General features: G+C 50.6%; 16 protein-coding genes. 12 read left to right on the forward strand and 4 right to left on the reverse strand.

Annotated elements, in window-relative coordinates; all coding sequences use genetic code 11:
* The 4 genes from ACO0LB_RS11665 to rpsL form a co-directional block, all read right to left on the reverse strand.
* Positions 1-124, reverse strand: a 124-nt coding sequence (locus ACO0LB_RS11665; protein WP_229827326.1) for a GTP-binding protein, incomplete at its 3' end; no start/stop codon positions are given.
* A gap of 77 nt (positions 125-201) precedes the next feature.
* Positions 202-2,307 carry an elongation factor G gene (gene fusA / locus ACO0LB_RS11670; RefSeq protein ID WP_423049270.1) on the reverse strand — a complete coding sequence of 702 codons (2,106 nt, stop codon included), beginning with the start codon at positions 2,305-2,307 and terminating at the stop codon, positions 202-204.
* Positions 2,308-2,435: 128 nt separating this feature from the next.
* Positions 2,436-2,906, reverse strand: a complete 471-nt coding sequence (gene rpsG, locus ACO0LB_RS11675; RefSeq protein ID WP_162039546.1) for a 30S ribosomal protein S7 — start codon at positions 2,904-2,906, stop codon at positions 2,436-2,438.
* Positions 2,907-3,050: 144 nt separating this feature from the next.
* The gene (gene rpsL, locus ACO0LB_RS11680) at positions 3,051-3,434 is read right to left on the reverse strand and encodes a 30S ribosomal protein S12 (RefSeq protein ID WP_186886132.1); all 384 of its coding nucleotides are present in this window, start codon (positions 3,432-3,434) and stop codon (positions 3,051-3,053) included.
* A 481-nt stretch (positions 3,435-3,915) separates the two neighbouring features.
* Between rpsL and ACO0LB_RS11685 the strand changes: the two genes are divergently transcribed.
* The 12 genes from ACO0LB_RS11685 to ACO0LB_RS11740 all read left to right on the forward strand — a co-directional run bounded on the left by ACO0LB_RS11685 (position 3,916) and on the right by ACO0LB_RS11740 (position 15,326).
* Positions 3,916-5,889: a phosphoethanolamine transferase gene (locus ACO0LB_RS11685; protein ID WP_423049271.1), complete on the forward strand. Its 1,974-nt coding sequence runs from the start codon at positions 3,916-3,918 to the stop codon at positions 5,887-5,889.
* Positions 5,890-6,152: 263 nt separating this feature from the next.
* A complete protein-coding gene (locus ACO0LB_RS11690; RefSeq protein WP_423049272.1) occupies positions 6,153-7,277 on the forward strand; it encodes an MlaE family ABC transporter permease in 1,125 nt (374 codons plus the stop codon).
* Positions 7,277-8,068, forward strand: coding sequence for an ABC transporter ATP-binding protein (locus ACO0LB_RS11695; RefSeq protein WP_423049273.1), 792 nt, complete (start codon positions 7,277-7,279; stop codon positions 8,066-8,068). Before ACO0LB_RS11690 ends, ACO0LB_RS11695 begins: the two co-directional genes overlap by 1 nt.
* A 3-nt stretch (positions 8,069-8,071) precedes the next feature.
* Positions 8,072-9,019, forward strand: a complete 948-nt coding sequence (locus ACO0LB_RS11700) for an MlaD family protein (RefSeq protein WP_423049274.1) — start codon at positions 8,072-8,074, stop codon at positions 9,017-9,019.
* Between the two features lie 87 nt (positions 9,020-9,106).
* Positions 9,107-9,763 carry an ABC-type transport auxiliary lipoprotein family protein gene (locus tag ACO0LB_RS11705; protein WP_423049275.1) on the forward strand — a complete coding sequence of 219 codons (657 nt, stop codon included), beginning with the start codon at positions 9,107-9,109 and terminating at the stop codon, positions 9,761-9,763.
* Between the two features lie 9 nt (positions 9,764-9,772).
* Positions 9,773-10,915: a VanZ family protein gene (locus tag ACO0LB_RS11710; RefSeq protein WP_423049276.1), complete on the forward strand. Its 1,143-nt coding sequence runs from the start codon at positions 9,773-9,775 to the stop codon at positions 10,913-10,915.
* Positions 10,916-11,079: 164 nt separating this feature from the next.
* The gene (locus tag ACO0LB_RS11715; RefSeq protein WP_423049277.1) at positions 11,080-11,406 is read left to right on the forward strand and encodes a (2Fe-2S) ferredoxin domain-containing protein; all 327 of its coding nucleotides are present in this window, start codon (positions 11,080-11,082) and stop codon (positions 11,404-11,406) included.
* Between the two features lie 7 nt (positions 11,407-11,413).
* Positions 11,414-12,052, forward strand: coding sequence for an alpha/beta hydrolase (locus tag ACO0LB_RS11720; protein WP_423049278.1), 639 nt, complete (start codon positions 11,414-11,416; stop codon positions 12,050-12,052).
* 83 nt (positions 12,053-12,135) lie between these two features.
* Positions 12,136-13,284, forward strand: coding sequence for a D-alanyl-D-alanine carboxypeptidase family protein (locus ACO0LB_RS11725; protein WP_423049279.1), 1,149 nt, complete (start codon positions 12,136-12,138; stop codon positions 13,282-13,284).
* 339 nt (positions 13,285-13,623) lie between these two features.
* On the forward strand, positions 13,624-13,851 hold the full coding sequence (locus ACO0LB_RS11730; protein ID WP_423049280.1) for a hypothetical protein: 228 nt from the start codon (positions 13,624-13,626) through the stop codon (positions 13,849-13,851).
* Between the two features lie 270 nt (positions 13,852-14,121).
* Positions 14,122-14,970 (forward strand): D-amino acid aminotransferase, encoded by an 849-nt coding sequence (locus ACO0LB_RS11735; RefSeq protein ID WP_423049281.1) that lies wholly within the window; start codon positions 14,122-14,124, stop codon positions 14,968-14,970.
* 74 nt (positions 14,971-15,044) lie between these two features.
* A complete protein-coding gene (locus ACO0LB_RS11740; protein ID WP_423049282.1) occupies positions 15,045-15,326 on the forward strand; it encodes a DUF493 family protein in 282 nt (93 codons plus the stop codon).
* Positions 15,327-15,557 lie beyond the last annotated feature (231 nt).

The raw sequence follows: 15,557 nt of genomic DNA on the forward strand, positions 1-15,557 counted from the left end.
CACCGAATTTTGCGGACAATACTGTCGCGATCGCTGCTGTCAATGTTGTTTTGCCGTGATCCACGTGGCCAATTGTGCCTACGTTGACGTGCGGCTTGGTGCGTTCGAACTTACCTTTTGCCATTTTATTCTTCCTTCAAAAAGAACGATTTATCAACATAATAAACCCCACCCCGGCAAGGGGAAGGGTTTTGATACTAATTACTTAGACTTGGAAGTGACGATTGCGTCGATCACATTCTTCGGTGCTTCAGAGTAGTGCTTGAATTCCATGGAGTACGTTGCGCGACCTTGAGTAGCAGAACGCAGGGATGTGGAATAACCAAACATTTCAGACAAAGGCACTTCAGCTTTGATGATCTTACCACCGCCGCCAGCGATTTCGTCCATACCTTGAACCATACCACGACGTGAAGACAAATCACCCATGACTGTACCAGCGTAGTCTTCAGGTGTTTCAACTTCAACCGCCATCATTGGTTCCAGAATAACTGGACTTGCTTTACGGCAGCCATCTTTGAACGCCATCGAACCCGCCATACGGAACGCGTTTTCGTTGGAGTCAACGTCATGGTAAGAACCGAAGAACAGAGTCACTTTAACGTCAACTACTGGGTAACCAGCCAATACACCGGAAGTCAGTGTTTCGCGAACACCTTTTTCAACTGCAGGGATGTATTCGCGTGGAACTGTACCGCCTTTGATCGCGTCAACGAATTCAAAGCCTTTACCTGGTTCTTGCGGTTCGATCTTCAGAACAACGTGACCGTACTGACCACGACCACCGGATTGCTTAACGAATTTACCTTCGATTTCTTCGCAAGTTTTGCGGATAGTTTCGCGGTATGCAACTTGTGGTTTACCAACTGTCGCTTCAACGTTGAATTCACGCTTCATACGGTCAACGATAATATCCAGATGCAACTCACCCATACCGGCGATAATGGTCTGACCAGATTCTTCGTCAGTACGTACGCGGAAAGATGGATCTTCAGCAGCCAGACGGTTCAATGCCAGACCCATTTTCTCTTGGTCAGCCTTGGTTTTTGGCTCAACTGCCTGAGAAATAACTGGTTCTGGGAATATCATGCGTTCCAGAACAACGATCGCTTTTTCATCACACAGCGTATCACCAGTAGTTGTGTCTTTCAGACCAACAACCGCAGCGATATCACCTGCCATCATTTCTTTGATTTCTTCGCGTTGGTTCGCGTGCATTTGAACCAGACGGCCGATACGTTCTTTTTTCTCTTTCACAGAGTTATAAACGCTGTCGCCAGAATTCAATGTACCGGAGTAGCAACGAATGAAGCACAATTGACCAACGAATGGATCCGTTGCAATTTTGAACGCCAGCGCAGAGAACTTCTCGTTATCTTCAGCTTTACGAACAACTGGCTCGTCATCTTCATTCACACCAGGAACTGGTGGAATATCCAATGGGGATGGCAGATATTCAACAACCGCATCCAACATCGCCTGTACGCCCTTGTTCTTAAATGCAGTACCGCACATCATAGGAACGATTTCGGACGCGATAGTACGCTGACGCAATGCCTGCTTGATATCGGCTTCAGACAAATCACCTTCTTCAAGGTATTTGTTCATCAGCTCTTCACTGGCTTCAGCAGCAGCTTCCACCATGTTTTCGCGCCATTTTTGCGCTTCAGCCAACAGATTTTCAGGAATGTCACGGTACTCGAATTTCATACCTTGAGATGCTGCATCCCAGATGATCGCTTTCATCTTAACCAAATCGATCACGCCTTCGAACAAGTCTTCAGCGCCGATAGGTACTTGCAGAGGCACTGGATTTGCCTTCAGACGAGCACGCATTTGATCGTACACTTTGAAGAAGTTCGCGCCAGTACGGTCCATCTTGTTGACGAATGCCAAACGTGGGACTTTGTACTTGTTAGCCTGACGCCATACTGTTTCTGACTGAGGCTGAACACCACCTACCGCGCAGTAAACCATGCACGCGCCATCCAGAACACGCATAGAACGCTCAACTTCAATCGTGAAGTCAACGTGGCCAGGTGTATCAATGATGTTGATGTGATGTTCTGGGAAGTTATTTGCCATGCCCTTCCAGAAACATGTCGTCGCAGCAGAAGTAATAGTAATACCGCGCTCTTGCTCTTGTTCCATCCAGTCCATGGTAGCAGCGCCATCATGCACTTCACCGATTTTGTGATTTACACCGGTGTAGAACAGAACACGTTCAGTTGTCGTCGTTTTACCTGCATCAATGTGAGCAGAAATACCGATATTACGGTAACGCTCAATGGGGGTCTTACGGGCCATAGATATTCCTAAATCTTTTAATGGACAAAACCGAGCGCAATTTTCTGTAAAAATCGCGCCCGGCCTGATTCAAAATACTTGCCAGAACCATTGCATAAAAGTCATACAACGGCTCCTTACTCTTACTCTTAGAAGCGGAAGTGAGAGAAGGCTTTGTTGGCTTCTGCCATACGATGCACTTCATCACGTTTCTTCATTGCACCGCCGCGACCTTCTGCGGCTTCCAACAACTCACCACCCAAACGTTGTGGCATGGATTTTTCGCTACGCTTGTTAGCAGCTTCACGCAACCAACGCATAGACAAAGCTAAACGGCGAACTGGGCGCACTTCAACAGGCACCTGGTAGTTAGCGCCACCAACACGGCGGGATTTAACTTCAACCAGTGGCTTGGCATTGTTAATTGCCAGCGCAAACACTTCCAGAGGATCTTTACCAGATTTTTGCTGGATGTGATCGAATGCACCGTAGATAATGCCTTCAGCAACAGACTTCTTGCCGGACAACATCAATACGTTAACAAATTTTGCTACTTCAACATTACCAAATTTTGGATCTGGCAATACGTCCCGTTTCGGGACCTCACGACGACGTGGCATTTCAATTCCTTTCAATCTTCAGTTGAGCCATGAGCAACATTTCACTCATTACTCGCGACAGACCATCATAGTCAGTCACTTACTCGGCTTATTCCAAACCGACACTGATCCGTAATAGTTTACGGAGATTAAATTACGAGATAATTACTTCTTCACTGCCTTAGCGCGCTTAGAACCATATTTGGAACGAGCTTGCTTACGGTCTTTAACGCCTTGTGTATCCAAAGCACCACGAACCATATGGTAACGAACACCTGGCAAATCCTTTACACGACCACCGCGCAGCAACACTACGCTATGTTCTTGCAAGTTATGGCCTTCACCGCCAATGTACGAAATAACTTCGAAACCATTAGTCAGGCGAACTTTGGCAACTTTACGCAAAGCCGAGTTAGGCTTTTTTGGAGTTGTCGTATAAACGCGGGTGCAAACGCCACGTTTCTGCGGGCTGTTTTCCAGCGCCGGCGATTTGCTCTTAACCACTGCAGAAACACGTGGTTGGCGAATCAGTTGATTGATGGTTGGCATCGTTTTTAATCCAACAAAATACAACGTTAAATACAAACCCGGAAACGGTTGCCCGGGAACTAAAAATCAATAATTGGTGCCTGATTTTGCAGGCTTTACTCGTTTCCGGCTTACTGACTGCTTGTTTTTTCAGCAAATTTTTTACCTAAAAAGCAAAAAAATAAAGCCGGAAAATACAAACCCAAAATCGAGAACTCGCAATTTTATGCGGTTAACAACAAACGTGTCAACGCATTTTATGTGGATAATCTGGTGTTGATCTTGCCAGCGCAGATCTATCAGAATAGGAAAATTCCCTGAAAGATCAAGGACAATGCAAATTTATCAGCATGCTCCGGCGCAAATTCTGCAGAGATGAAAGCCTGACCTGGCGTAATGCCATGCGCAGGCAGGGGACAAATCCTTTATATTAGTGCCCTTATCGGACGATGCGACTATAACAGCGCGCGTTCTTCACACTGATCATGCAAGTTTCTACATCATGCGTTCCTTGTTGCGCCCGGCGCCTATTTTTTTAATCGCCAGCTATCTGCTTCTTTCCCTCATTCCTTTTTTTTCGCTGCTGTTAGGTGTTGCGACGGAGAAGACTGCCCTGCTATTGAGCATGGAGCTGGCCTGCTGGATAGGATTTTGGGCTGTGCTTCAGCATCCTCGCTGGTTTCATTATTTGCTGCTGCCAGCTTTTTTAGCGTTTCCAGTGGAAATGTATCTGCGCCTGTATTTTGGGCAAGGCATCTCTACGCACCACCTTGGCATCATCGTTGAAACCAGCCCTAAAGAAGCACTGGAATTTCTGGGCAATAAAATCTGGCTCTTATTGCTGGTTGTTCTTGCAGTCTCGGCCTGGTGGTGGAGCTTACTGAGGATTGCGCAACAGCATCCGGCATTGCACTGGAAGCATGGTTCGCGCTGGCTGGCGATGGGATTATTACTGATCGGCATCGGCGCATGGTGGTATGGAGAGCATATCGGTTTTCAGGCAAACCAACCCGGCAAAGTAAAATCTGCATCAGCCAGCACATCAAGCCTCCCGAAAAGCAGCACCACACCCTCATCAGCATCGACCGACAGCACCGAAGATGAGGACGATGAAGAGCCGGATAACGCTTCGATCAGCTCGCCTGTCATTGCGGCGAGCAACGCGATGAACAAGAACAGCGTTGCCAGCAGGTTCCCGATCTTGGCAGACATTCATACCTTGCTGGCAAAACACGCCGCCAAATTGCCAACCTGGGCCAAAATTCCGTATGAGGAGGAAACATTCATCCGTAGCTGGCCTTTTGGTCTCGTCTTGCGAGGCATTGATTTTTGGAATGAACGCGACTACCTGGCGAGGCTATCAGAAAAAAGCCACAATTTTAAGTTTCAGGCGCACCTTGACGGCAATCCTGCACTGCCGCAAACCATTGTCATGGTCATCGGTGAGTCTTCACGTTACGATCGCTGGAGTCTGAATGGCTATGAGCGCGACACCAATCCACTCCTGAAGCAGGAGAAAAATCTGGTTGCACTGAGCGATGTTGTGACAGCGGTATCCGCAACGCGCTTGTCGGTGCCGGTGATTGTGTCCCGTAAACCGGCAGCACAGAGTTTGCAGGCAGGCTTTTCAGAAAAGTCTTTTTTAACAGCGTTCAAAGAAGCCGGCTTCAAAACTTTCTGGCTATCGAATCAGATGAGTTTCGGTCAGTTTGATACGCCGACCTCGGTATATGCGAACGAAGCAGATGTGACACAGTTTTTAAATCTGGGCGGCTTCACCAATCGCTCGAATTACGATCAGGTATTGCTGGAGCCGATGCAACATGCGTTGCAGGACGCCGCACCGAAGAAGCTGATTGTCTTGCACACGCTGGGCAATCACTGGAATTACAGTCATCGCTATCCACAGGAATATGACCGCTGGAAACCATCCTTGTTTGGCATTACCAATCCGGCTTACACCGATCTGAAAAACAAACTGGCGCTCAATAATAGCTACGACAATTCCGTACTGTATGTCGACTGGATGCTGTCCGAAGTGATACAGCAACTTAAAAACAGCGGGCAGATGACATCGCTGATGTACACCTCTGACCACGGACAGACTTTATATGACGGCAGTTGCAATCTGGCTTTTCATGGCCACAATACGCAATACGAATTCCACATTCCGGCATTTGTCTGGTATTCGGATCAGTACCAGACAATGTATCCGGGCAAAATCAGCCAGCTTAAGCGACACCAGCACGCCCGACTGTCCACTGAAAATATTTTTCACAGCCTGCTTGATATGGCGAATATCCGCTACCCGGACGAGCATCTGGATCGCAGCATACTCAGTAAGCAGTTATCACCCCATATCCGCTACGTTGATAGTTACGGATGGACTAATTACGATAACGCCAGCTTCAAAGGAGACTGCCGGGAAGTCATGGCCAACAAATCCAATGCGCCTGCCAAATCCAATAAAAAATAGCTTATTTTGGGGGAGTATAGGATATCAATTGCAGGTAGCCATGACAAAACAAGCACAATACAAGCAATACCATACATACTCACCCGTAGTATAAGAGTCGGTTAAAAGCCAATATCAGGCGATGGCGGGTAGCAGGATCAAATCCGAAAGTGACGCAATCGCCTGCTAGTGCAGCGCGCAGCAAGCGCTGCACAAACCTGGTATCCAGCCAAAAGCTGGCACATTCATTGCATTGATGACAGGTTCTCACTTACACTGCTGACATGTCTCGCGAGCTCCCACCCACCCTGACGCTAAGCCAACAGCCACAGTCATGCGCCCACGTTGCCGGGGCGTGGTTAGTGCATATGCTGTCAGATAAAAAAACGATGCAAGCCGTCAAACAGCAATTAAGGCAGATCGCCGGTCAGAAAGAGCTGCACTGGGATTTACGCCAGATCAGCGCGCTGGACCATATCGGCGCACAAATTTTGTGGCGTGCCTGGGGCAAAAAACGACCATTGCATCTGCAATTACAGCCTGTGCATGAAGGTATTTTTGAGCGCATAGAACAAGTCAGTCAACGCGGCGTTCCGCGCGAACCCAAACCACGCCTGACGCGCGTGATGCAGCTCGGTGGGCTGATGCTGGGCTTATTCCATCACCTGCACGGTTTTACGGCGTTACTCGGACAACTGATGCTTGATCTGCTGCGCTTGATTCGCCATCCGTTACGCGCGCCATGGAAAGAAATTTCCGCCAACATCTATCATACCGGTGCGCAGGCCGTGGGCATCACGGCACTGGTCGGGGTGCTGATCGGCGTGGTGCTATCGTATTTATCGGCACAACAATTACGCACGTTTGGTGGCGACTTGTTTATCGTCAATCTGCTGGGGATGAGTATCGTGCGTGAACTAGGCCCGATGCTGGCGGCGATTCTGGTCGCTGGACGTTCCGGCTCTGCAATCACGGCCCAGCTTGGCGTAATGCGGGTAACCGAAGAACTCGATGCCATGCGGGTCATGGGAATACCGCATGGTTTCCGGCTGATTTTGCCCAAAGTGCTGGCGCTGGCGCTGGCAATGCCGTTGCTGGTGATCTGGACCGACATCATGGCACTGATTGGCGGCATGATCTCTGCCCAAGCGCTGCTGGGCATGTCACCAGAATTTTTCATCTACAAATTACCGGAAGCCGTGCCACTGGTGAATTACTGGATTGGACTGGGCAAGGGACTGACATTCGGCATCCTGATTGCGCTGATTGCCTGCCACTACGGCCTGCGCATCAAGCCGAATACAGAAAGCCTGGGTCAGGGCACGACGAACTCGGTGGTCGTGGCGATTACTGTCGTGATTATTGCAGATGCGATTTTTGCGATCATCTTCAGCAAGACGGTGTACTGATGACGCCAGATCACATCATCGACATTCGCGGCTTACGAACGCAATTTGGGCGCACTGTGGTGCACGATCAGTTGCACCTGCAAGTCAGGCGCGGAGAAATACTCTCGATTGTGGGCGGTTCCGGCACGGGAAAAACCGTGCTCATGCGGCAAATGCTGGGGTTGGAAGCCCCCGCCCGTGGCACTATCGACGTGTATGGCGACGATATTCACTCAGGCAATGCTGAACATCTGGACTATCTGCGCAAACGTTCCGGCATGTTATTTCAGCATGGTGCCTTGTACTCTGCTCTGAGCGTGTTTGATAACGTCGCCCAACCCATGCGGGAACTTGGCACCTTGTCGGAAGAATTGATCACTGATCTGGTCTATCTGAAATTACATATGGTCGATATCGCCTTTGAACATGCGCGCAAAATGCCGGCCGATCTGTCTGGCGGCATGGTCAAACGGATTGCGCTGGCGCGTGCGCTGGCACTCGATCCCGAGCTGCTGTTTCTGGATGAGCCGACAGCAGGACTGGATCCGGACCGGTCGGACAGCTTTGTCGCGCTGATCCAGTCATTGCATCAGCAATTGCGGCTGACCGTCATTATGGTGACGCATGATCTCGATAGTCTGTTCGCACTGTCTGACAGAATCGCCGTTCTGGCAGAGAAAAAAGTCGTCGTCATCGGTACGCCTCAGGAAGTCGTACAGTTTCATCATCCGTTTATCGACAGTTTCTTCCGGGGCGGACGCGGTTTGCGCGCCATGGAAGTATTACCTCCCTCATCGCAGCAGGAAAGCTAAGTTATGGAAAACAGATCACATGCGCTGATGGCCGGATTTTTCACAATTGCGCTGATGAGCATGGCGATTGTGCTGGGAATCTGGCTGGGACGCGACAAGATCCAGCGTGTGCCTTATGAAATCGTCACCAACATGACCGTCTCAGGACTGAATCTGCAAGCGGCCGTGCGCTATAAAGGCATTAAAGTCGGTAACGTCACCGACATCAGTTTTGACCCCAAAGTACCGGGTCAACTGGTACTGCGGCTGGAAGTCATTCCCGACACGCCCATCACCAAAGCCACCTTTGCCACCCTTGGTTATCAGGGCGTGACCGGGATTGCGTTTATCCAGCTCGATGAAGACCTGCAAGCAGGTACCGGCGCAACATTATTGACGGCCGATGCCAGCGGACAGGCGCAGCGCATCAGCCTGCGCGCCAGCAGCCTGCAGACACTGGAGCAAAAAGGCATGGCGATTCTCAAGCAGACTGAAGATATCACCCGCAAACTCAATATCATGCTCGATCCGGATAACAAGCAATCCGTGGCGGCAGCGATTAACCATATCGGGCAAGCCGCCGCCGCATGGCAGACGGTTCCATCGCAACTGGCACCGACATTGAACAAGCTACCTGTATTGCTTGATCAGACCCAGTCCACGCTCAGCTCCGTCCAGCATCTGTCCTCAGAAGCCAATACGCTGGCAGCAAATCTGACACAACTGAGCCAGCGGGTGCAAGCGCAGGATGGCCCGCTGGTCAGGTTCAATATGGCGATTGACCAGATGACGTATAGTCTGACGCAAGAGACGTTGCCGCGCATTCAAAACGTCACCGGTGAAGCCCGCAGCAGCCTGCGTTCGCTGAACCGTGCAACCGACCAGTTGAGCGAACGCCCGCAAAGTATTTTATTTGGCAATCCGGCACCATTACCCGGCCCAGGCGAAGCTGGCTTTGTGGCTCCCCGCTAAATTAGAACGCTAAATTAGCACACTAAATTAGGCCGATAATTTAGCCCGACCAGTTGCTCCCTATAAGTTGCCCCGACAAGGATCATCATGCCCTTTCAAGCTCTGCCTCCTTTTTCAACACCGCCTCGCTGGTGTGCTGTCATTGCTTTCCTGTGCGCTGCGCTCATGTTGTCCGCTTGCAGCGGAAACCCCACTGCCCAGCGCCAGCAATATGATTTTGGCCTGTTGCCGGTACACACCGTCAGCGCACCTGCGGCGGCATCAACTTCAGCAGCCACCAGCGTGCAAATCAGTCTGGCAGAGATCAACGCACCAGCAGCGCTCGACAGCACCGCGATGCTGTACCGCCTGCAATACGATAACGGACAGCAATTAAAACCTTATGCTCTGCATCGTTGGAGCATGACGCCAGCGGCTTTACTATCGCAAAGATTAAAGGCGCAGATGGCGACCAGCGGTATTCAGGTAGCACAACAGGGCGAGGCTGCACAAAGCTGGCCGCTGCTGAGAATTGATCTGGATGAGTTTTCGCAGGTTTTTTCCAGCGCCAGTCACAGCAATGCGCATATCGATCTGCGTGCTTCGATCAGCAAAAACAATATACTGATCGCGCAACGCCGTTTTCAACAGCAAGTCAGCGCGCGCAGCGCTGATGCACCCGGTGGTGCCGCTGCCATGCAACAGGCCACTGACCAGCTGATTCAGGAACTGAACATCTGGATACGCAGCCTGCCTCTGAAATAAAAAGTACTCATGAGCTCCAGCAACACGCTTGTACCAGAAGAACTCGATCCTGCGATTTCTTTACATAGTTCGCCTTTTGCCAGAGCCAGTCTGGTGGCTTACCTGTTCCTGATTCTGTATGCCAGCTGGTATCCGTTCAGTGGCTGGCAAGCCAATAATCTGTCGGCATTACCCGATGTGATCCGTCAGTGGCCACGTTACTGGACTATGTTTGACGCCAGTATCAACGTCATCGGCTACATCCCTTTCGGTGTGCTGATTGTGTTTTCGCTCTACCCCCTGATTCCCCGCTGGTGGGCAGCACTACTCGCCGTCACCGGCGGTGTCTTGGTATCAGCAACAGCGGAGTTGGTACAGTATTTTTTACCCAGCCGCGTTACCTCGCTGCTGGATTTTCTGACCAATGCCTCAGGAGCCCTGATCGGGGCAGTACTCGGCGCTTTGCTGACACCGCTGATACTTGAAAAGGGACGTTTACAATTATTGCGCAAGCAATGGGTGCATCATGAATCGAGCCGGGAACTGCTGGTCCTGGGCTTATGGCCAATGGCGCAACTTTACCCGCAAGCCTATCTGTACGGTCTGGGGCAACTATTTCCAATATTGTCGCAATATCTGAGCGATTTTTTTGATATGGATATCGATATCAGTAGTTTTTTGCTGCGCGGGATGGAGCTCAATGCAGAAGAATACTTACTTTCAGAAACCATTATCACTGCCTGTGGTTGCACCGGCGCCATTCTGATCTGCCTGAGTCTGTTGAACCGGCATGCGCCAAAAGCAGCGCTGGCAACGCTATTGCTGCTCTCTTCTGTCACCGCCAAGGCGCTTGCCAGTGCATTGCTGTTCAAGCCGGAATATGCCTTTGCCTGGCTGACGCCCGGTGCGCGTGGCGGCCTGCTGATCAGTGTCATCATGCTGTATGGTTTTTCGTTTGCCCCCTCGCCAGTGCAAAAACGACTGGCATTGCTGATGCTGATGATGTCGTTGGCGGTGCTGAATCTGGTGTCAGAAAATCCGTATTTTGCCGTGACGATGCAGACCTGGGTACAAGGCAAGTTTCTGAACTTTAACGGCGCAGCGCAATTTCTGTCCTTGTTATGGCCATTCCTCGCGATCTGGGTGCTGCTGCGCAAGCGTCCTGTCATCTGAACGCCAGACAGACGAACATACATCCGCACACACATGCGAGCAAGTGAATCAGAGCAAGCGATGATCAAGTTGAAGTATCATTATGCCCTTCTGAAGACAATCTCATGTGCAGGCGAGTCATACCAACCTGCCAACCGCCTTATTAGCCAGCAAAGTCCATCATCATGTCCGACGCCCTTTATTTCAAAAAACATGTTTTTTTCTGCATGAACCAACGCGACGATGGCCGCCCATGCTGCACAGATCGCGGAGCGCAAGCGGCACAGGAACACGCCAAACGCCGTATCAAGCAACTCGATATGAACGGTCACGGCAAAATCCGCATCAATAAAGCCGGATGTCTGGATCGTTGCGATGAGGGGCCTGTGATGGTGGTGTACCCACAAGGAACCTGGTACACCTTTGTCGATCAAAGCGATATTGATGAGATTATTGATGTCGATCTGATCGGAGGCGGTATCGTAGAACGTCTGCAATTACCGAATACCTGATTTCGCCATGAATGCACAAACTGAACATTTTTTAATCTCCGGTGCCGCTGGTCATTTGCAATGCGCGCTGGATTTGCCTGACCCTGAAGTTTTTTCTGCTGTGCGCGGACTCGCGCTGGTTGCCCATCCGCACCCCTTATACGGTGGCACGATGGACAACAAGGTAGCGCAAACCCTGACGCGCACATTCACCGCGCTCGGTTATGCGGCAGTCCGGATGAATTTCCGTGGTGTCGGGCAATCCGAAGGCACACATGATGCGGGCATCGGTGAGACGGATGACATGGGCGCGCTGCTGGCACATATGCGGCAACGCTTTCCGTCGCTGCCACTGGCACTCGCCGGATTCTCATTTGGCACGTTTGTCCAGTCGCGCCTGCAACAAAGACTGACTGAACAAGGCATTCCTGCCGATCGACTGGTGTTGATCGGCGCTGCCGCAGGAAAATGGGCAATGCCCGATATTCCTGCCAATACCATCCTGATTCATGGCGAACAGGATGATACGATCCCGCTGTCAGCGGTACTCGACTGGCTGCGGCCACAAGATATTCCCGTCACCGTCATTCCGGGTGCGGACCATTTTTTCCATCGCCGCCTGCACCATATCAAGCAGTTGGTGATCAGCATGTGGGACAAGGACTGACCGTTTTCCTTCCGGACTGAGCCTGATCCATCGTCAGTCTGGCCTGCTTATTTTTTGCTTTTTTGTTTTTCCAGTTACCTTCAATGAAAAAAATCCTCGCTACTATTGCCGCTTCCATCGTGACGATGTCTGTCGCTATGGCGCAAAGCCTTCCCGCACCCAGTATTGCTGCCAGATCATGGCTGCTGCTGGATGCCACCAGTAATCAGGTGATTGCCGCTCAAGACCCGGGCTTACGTATAGAACCGGCGTCGCTGACTAAAATCATGACGGCCTATATGGTTTTTTCTGCGCTGAAAGAGAAAAAACTCGATCTGAACCAGAACGTGAATGTCTCACCACATGCCTGGAAAGTAGACTCCAGCAGTTCCAAGATGTTTATCGAACCGAACAAACCGGTGACCATTAATGAATTGCTGTACGGACTGATTGTGCAATCCGGCAATGATGCCGCCGTGGCGCTGGCAGAAGCCGTCGCTGGCAGCGAGGAAGCCTTTGTCGTACAGATGAATCGAGAAGTTGAGCGCATGGGTCTGAAGGCAACGCATTTTGCGAATCCTCATGGACTGCCAAGCAAAGACAATTACTCCACGGCGCAGGATTTATCTACGCTGGCAGCACGCCTGATCAGCGATCATCCTGAGTTTTATAAAACGTATTACAGCACAAAGAGTTATACCTATAACAAAATTACCCAACCAAACCGCAATCGTCTGTTATGGCTGGATCCCAGCGTTGACGGCATGAAAACCGGGCACACAGAAGCCGCAGGCTATTGCCTGATTTCTTCGGCGAATCGTCCGAATGGCAGCGGCTCGCGCCGCCTGATTTCTGTCGTGACTGGCACCGCCAGCGATCAGGTACGCGCGCAGGAAAGCTTGAAACTGCTGAACTGGGGTTATCTGAATTTCGACACCGTGAAGCTGTATGCAAAGGGCCAGGCAATTGCGACGCCTGAAGTCTGGAAAGGTTCGCAACCCCAGGTCAAAATTGGCTTTGACCGCGATCTGTATGTCACTTTGCCCAAAGGAACCGCAGCCAAACTGAAGCCAGCGCTGGAACGCAAAGATCCGCTGGTAGCGCCGATTGCACTCAACAGCAAGGTCGGCTCTGTCAAAATGATGCTGGATGGCAAGCCCATGGTGGAGTTTCCGGTGCTGGCACTGGAAAAAGTCGATCAGGCCAGTATTTTTGGCCGTGCCTGGGATTCCGTGCGCCTGATGTTCAAATAAGTCGTTACGGTAACCTGCGCATTCATCGCAGCCGACAACCATTCTGTCAGGAGAGCAAGGTGCAAACCTTGCTCTCTTTTTTTGTGCTGCCGTAACACCTGTCTGCGCTGCTGCATGTTGTATTACTTTGCGATGCTGGATGCGGATTTTGATCCGGTACTGATTCTGTCCGGATGTCGATAACGATTGTTGTCGTGAATGCTTTGCCGAATGTCTGATGAATGTCTGATGAATTTTTATTTACAAAAATAACAATTTTATGATATTTTTTTTACAAGGCGATATCCTCGCTGAGAAATACTTCATCCACCCAACTCCAAAAGATCAAAAGGAAAAACAATGAAATTACCATTCATGTCTGGTGCGCTGTGTGCTCTGGCCTGTATCAGTCTGTTGAGCGCTTGCGGCAATATGGAAACAGCCAGTTCGCAGCAAGGTGTGCTGGATGATAATAATTATGTGACTGGCAGCAATCTCCCTCAGCGCGGCAAGCGGGTGCAAACGATGACACCGGAGCAGGCAGAAGAGATGCGGCGCGGCGCGAATATTCCGGTTCAGGGGAAATAACATCCCGCTAGTCCGCCACAGGAACGCCGGCATCATTAAACTTCATGGGAATGTCGTTGACAGCACATCTGATATCCCTCAGAAAACCCATGCGACCTGACATGTATCGATGATGGATGGCGTTCGACATACAGCAAGATGAACAGCGGGAGCGCAGCAGTCGCTCCCGCTTTTTTTATCTCTATCCAATCCCATCTATGCTTTATTTGCATAAGCACCGGGGGCAATTCATGTAAAAATGAATTTTTGTTTTGATTCCGGATACTCATCATGAATGACCCACTTGTCTACCTCAACGGCGCCTTTACTCCATTGTCCGAAGCAAAAATTCCCGTTCTGGATCGTGGTTTTATCTTTGGCGATGGTGTGTATGAAGTCGTGCCTGTCTATGGACGGCATATGTTCAGAGCCGATCAGCATCTTGCCCGCTTGTTTCGCAGCCTGGCAGCAATAGGCATTCCGAATCCGCATACCAAGGAAGAATGGCTGGCGCTGATTACCAAGGTCATTGCCGCACAGGATGCGGAGGATCAGATGGTGTATCTGCAAGTCACGCGCGGCGTTGCCAGACGCGCGCATGCATTTCCGGCAGAAGTGGTGCCAACGGTGTTTATGATGAGTAACCCGATTGTATTGCCGTCCGCTGCGGCACGCGCCAATGGCGTGGCCTGCGTCTCAATGGAAGACAAGCGCTGGCTGCATTGCGAAATTAAATCGATCTCCCTGCTTGGCAATGTGCTGGCGGCGCAATATGCTGCAGAACATGAGGTGACAGAGAGCATACAGTTCCGCGATGGCTATCTGACGGAAGCGTCGGCATCGAATGTCTGGATCGTCAAAGATGGCGTATTGATGGGGCCGCCAAAGGATAATCTGATCCTGGAAGGCATACGCTATGGTTTGATCGAAGAGCTGTGCGCTGCGCATCAGATTCCGTTGCAGGCACGTCGTATCAGCCACGCCGAGGTGCTGGCAGCCGATGAAGTGATGTTGTCCTCGGCCACCAAAGAAGTTCTTGCGGTCGTGAAGCTGGACGATCACACTATTGGAAATGGTCTGCCCGGCCCCATATATCAGCAATTGTATGCAGCCTATCAGGTTGCCAAAGCCAGTCAATGAATGATGGCCATTCTGTCCGTTTCTGATGAGAATGCCGCGTCTGATTGGCATTCACGTCAAGAAAAGGACATCGTATGGAAATGAAACCGATTCCCCCTGAAGAAAGTCTGATCGAGTATCCAAGTGATTTTCCGATCAAAATCATGGGTGTCATGCATGAGACTTTTGCCCAGACCATCATCGAGGTGGTGAGCATTCATGATCCGACTTTCCATGCTGGCAAAGTCGACATGCGTCCCTCCACCAAAGGCACTTATCTGGCGCTGACAGTCACGGTGCGGGCAGTGAGCCGCGAGCAACTGGATAATCTCTATCGTGAGCTGTCGTCACATCCGATGGTGAAAATCGTTCTGTAACATGGCTCTGTAACATCGTTCCGCCACAATCAAGCGGCTGAAGCTGACCGGCTTCCGCCGCTTTTTATTGAGGATCAGATAAAGCTGTCCCTGCAAAGTATGGCGACGAAGATAGCAAGCGGCGCACTGAGCCTTCAGGAAACCAACAACATACCCCCCCCAGTATCATATTTACCCGCTTTAAATCTCATGTGTTCCAGCGATTATGAAGATTTTTGAGGGGGAGTATAG

The sequence above is a fragment of the Undibacterium sp. SXout7W genome (assembly GCF_049339385.1).
In the GTDB taxonomy this organism is placed as follows: Bacteria; Pseudomonadota; Gammaproteobacteria; order Burkholderiales; family Burkholderiaceae_D; genus Undibacterium.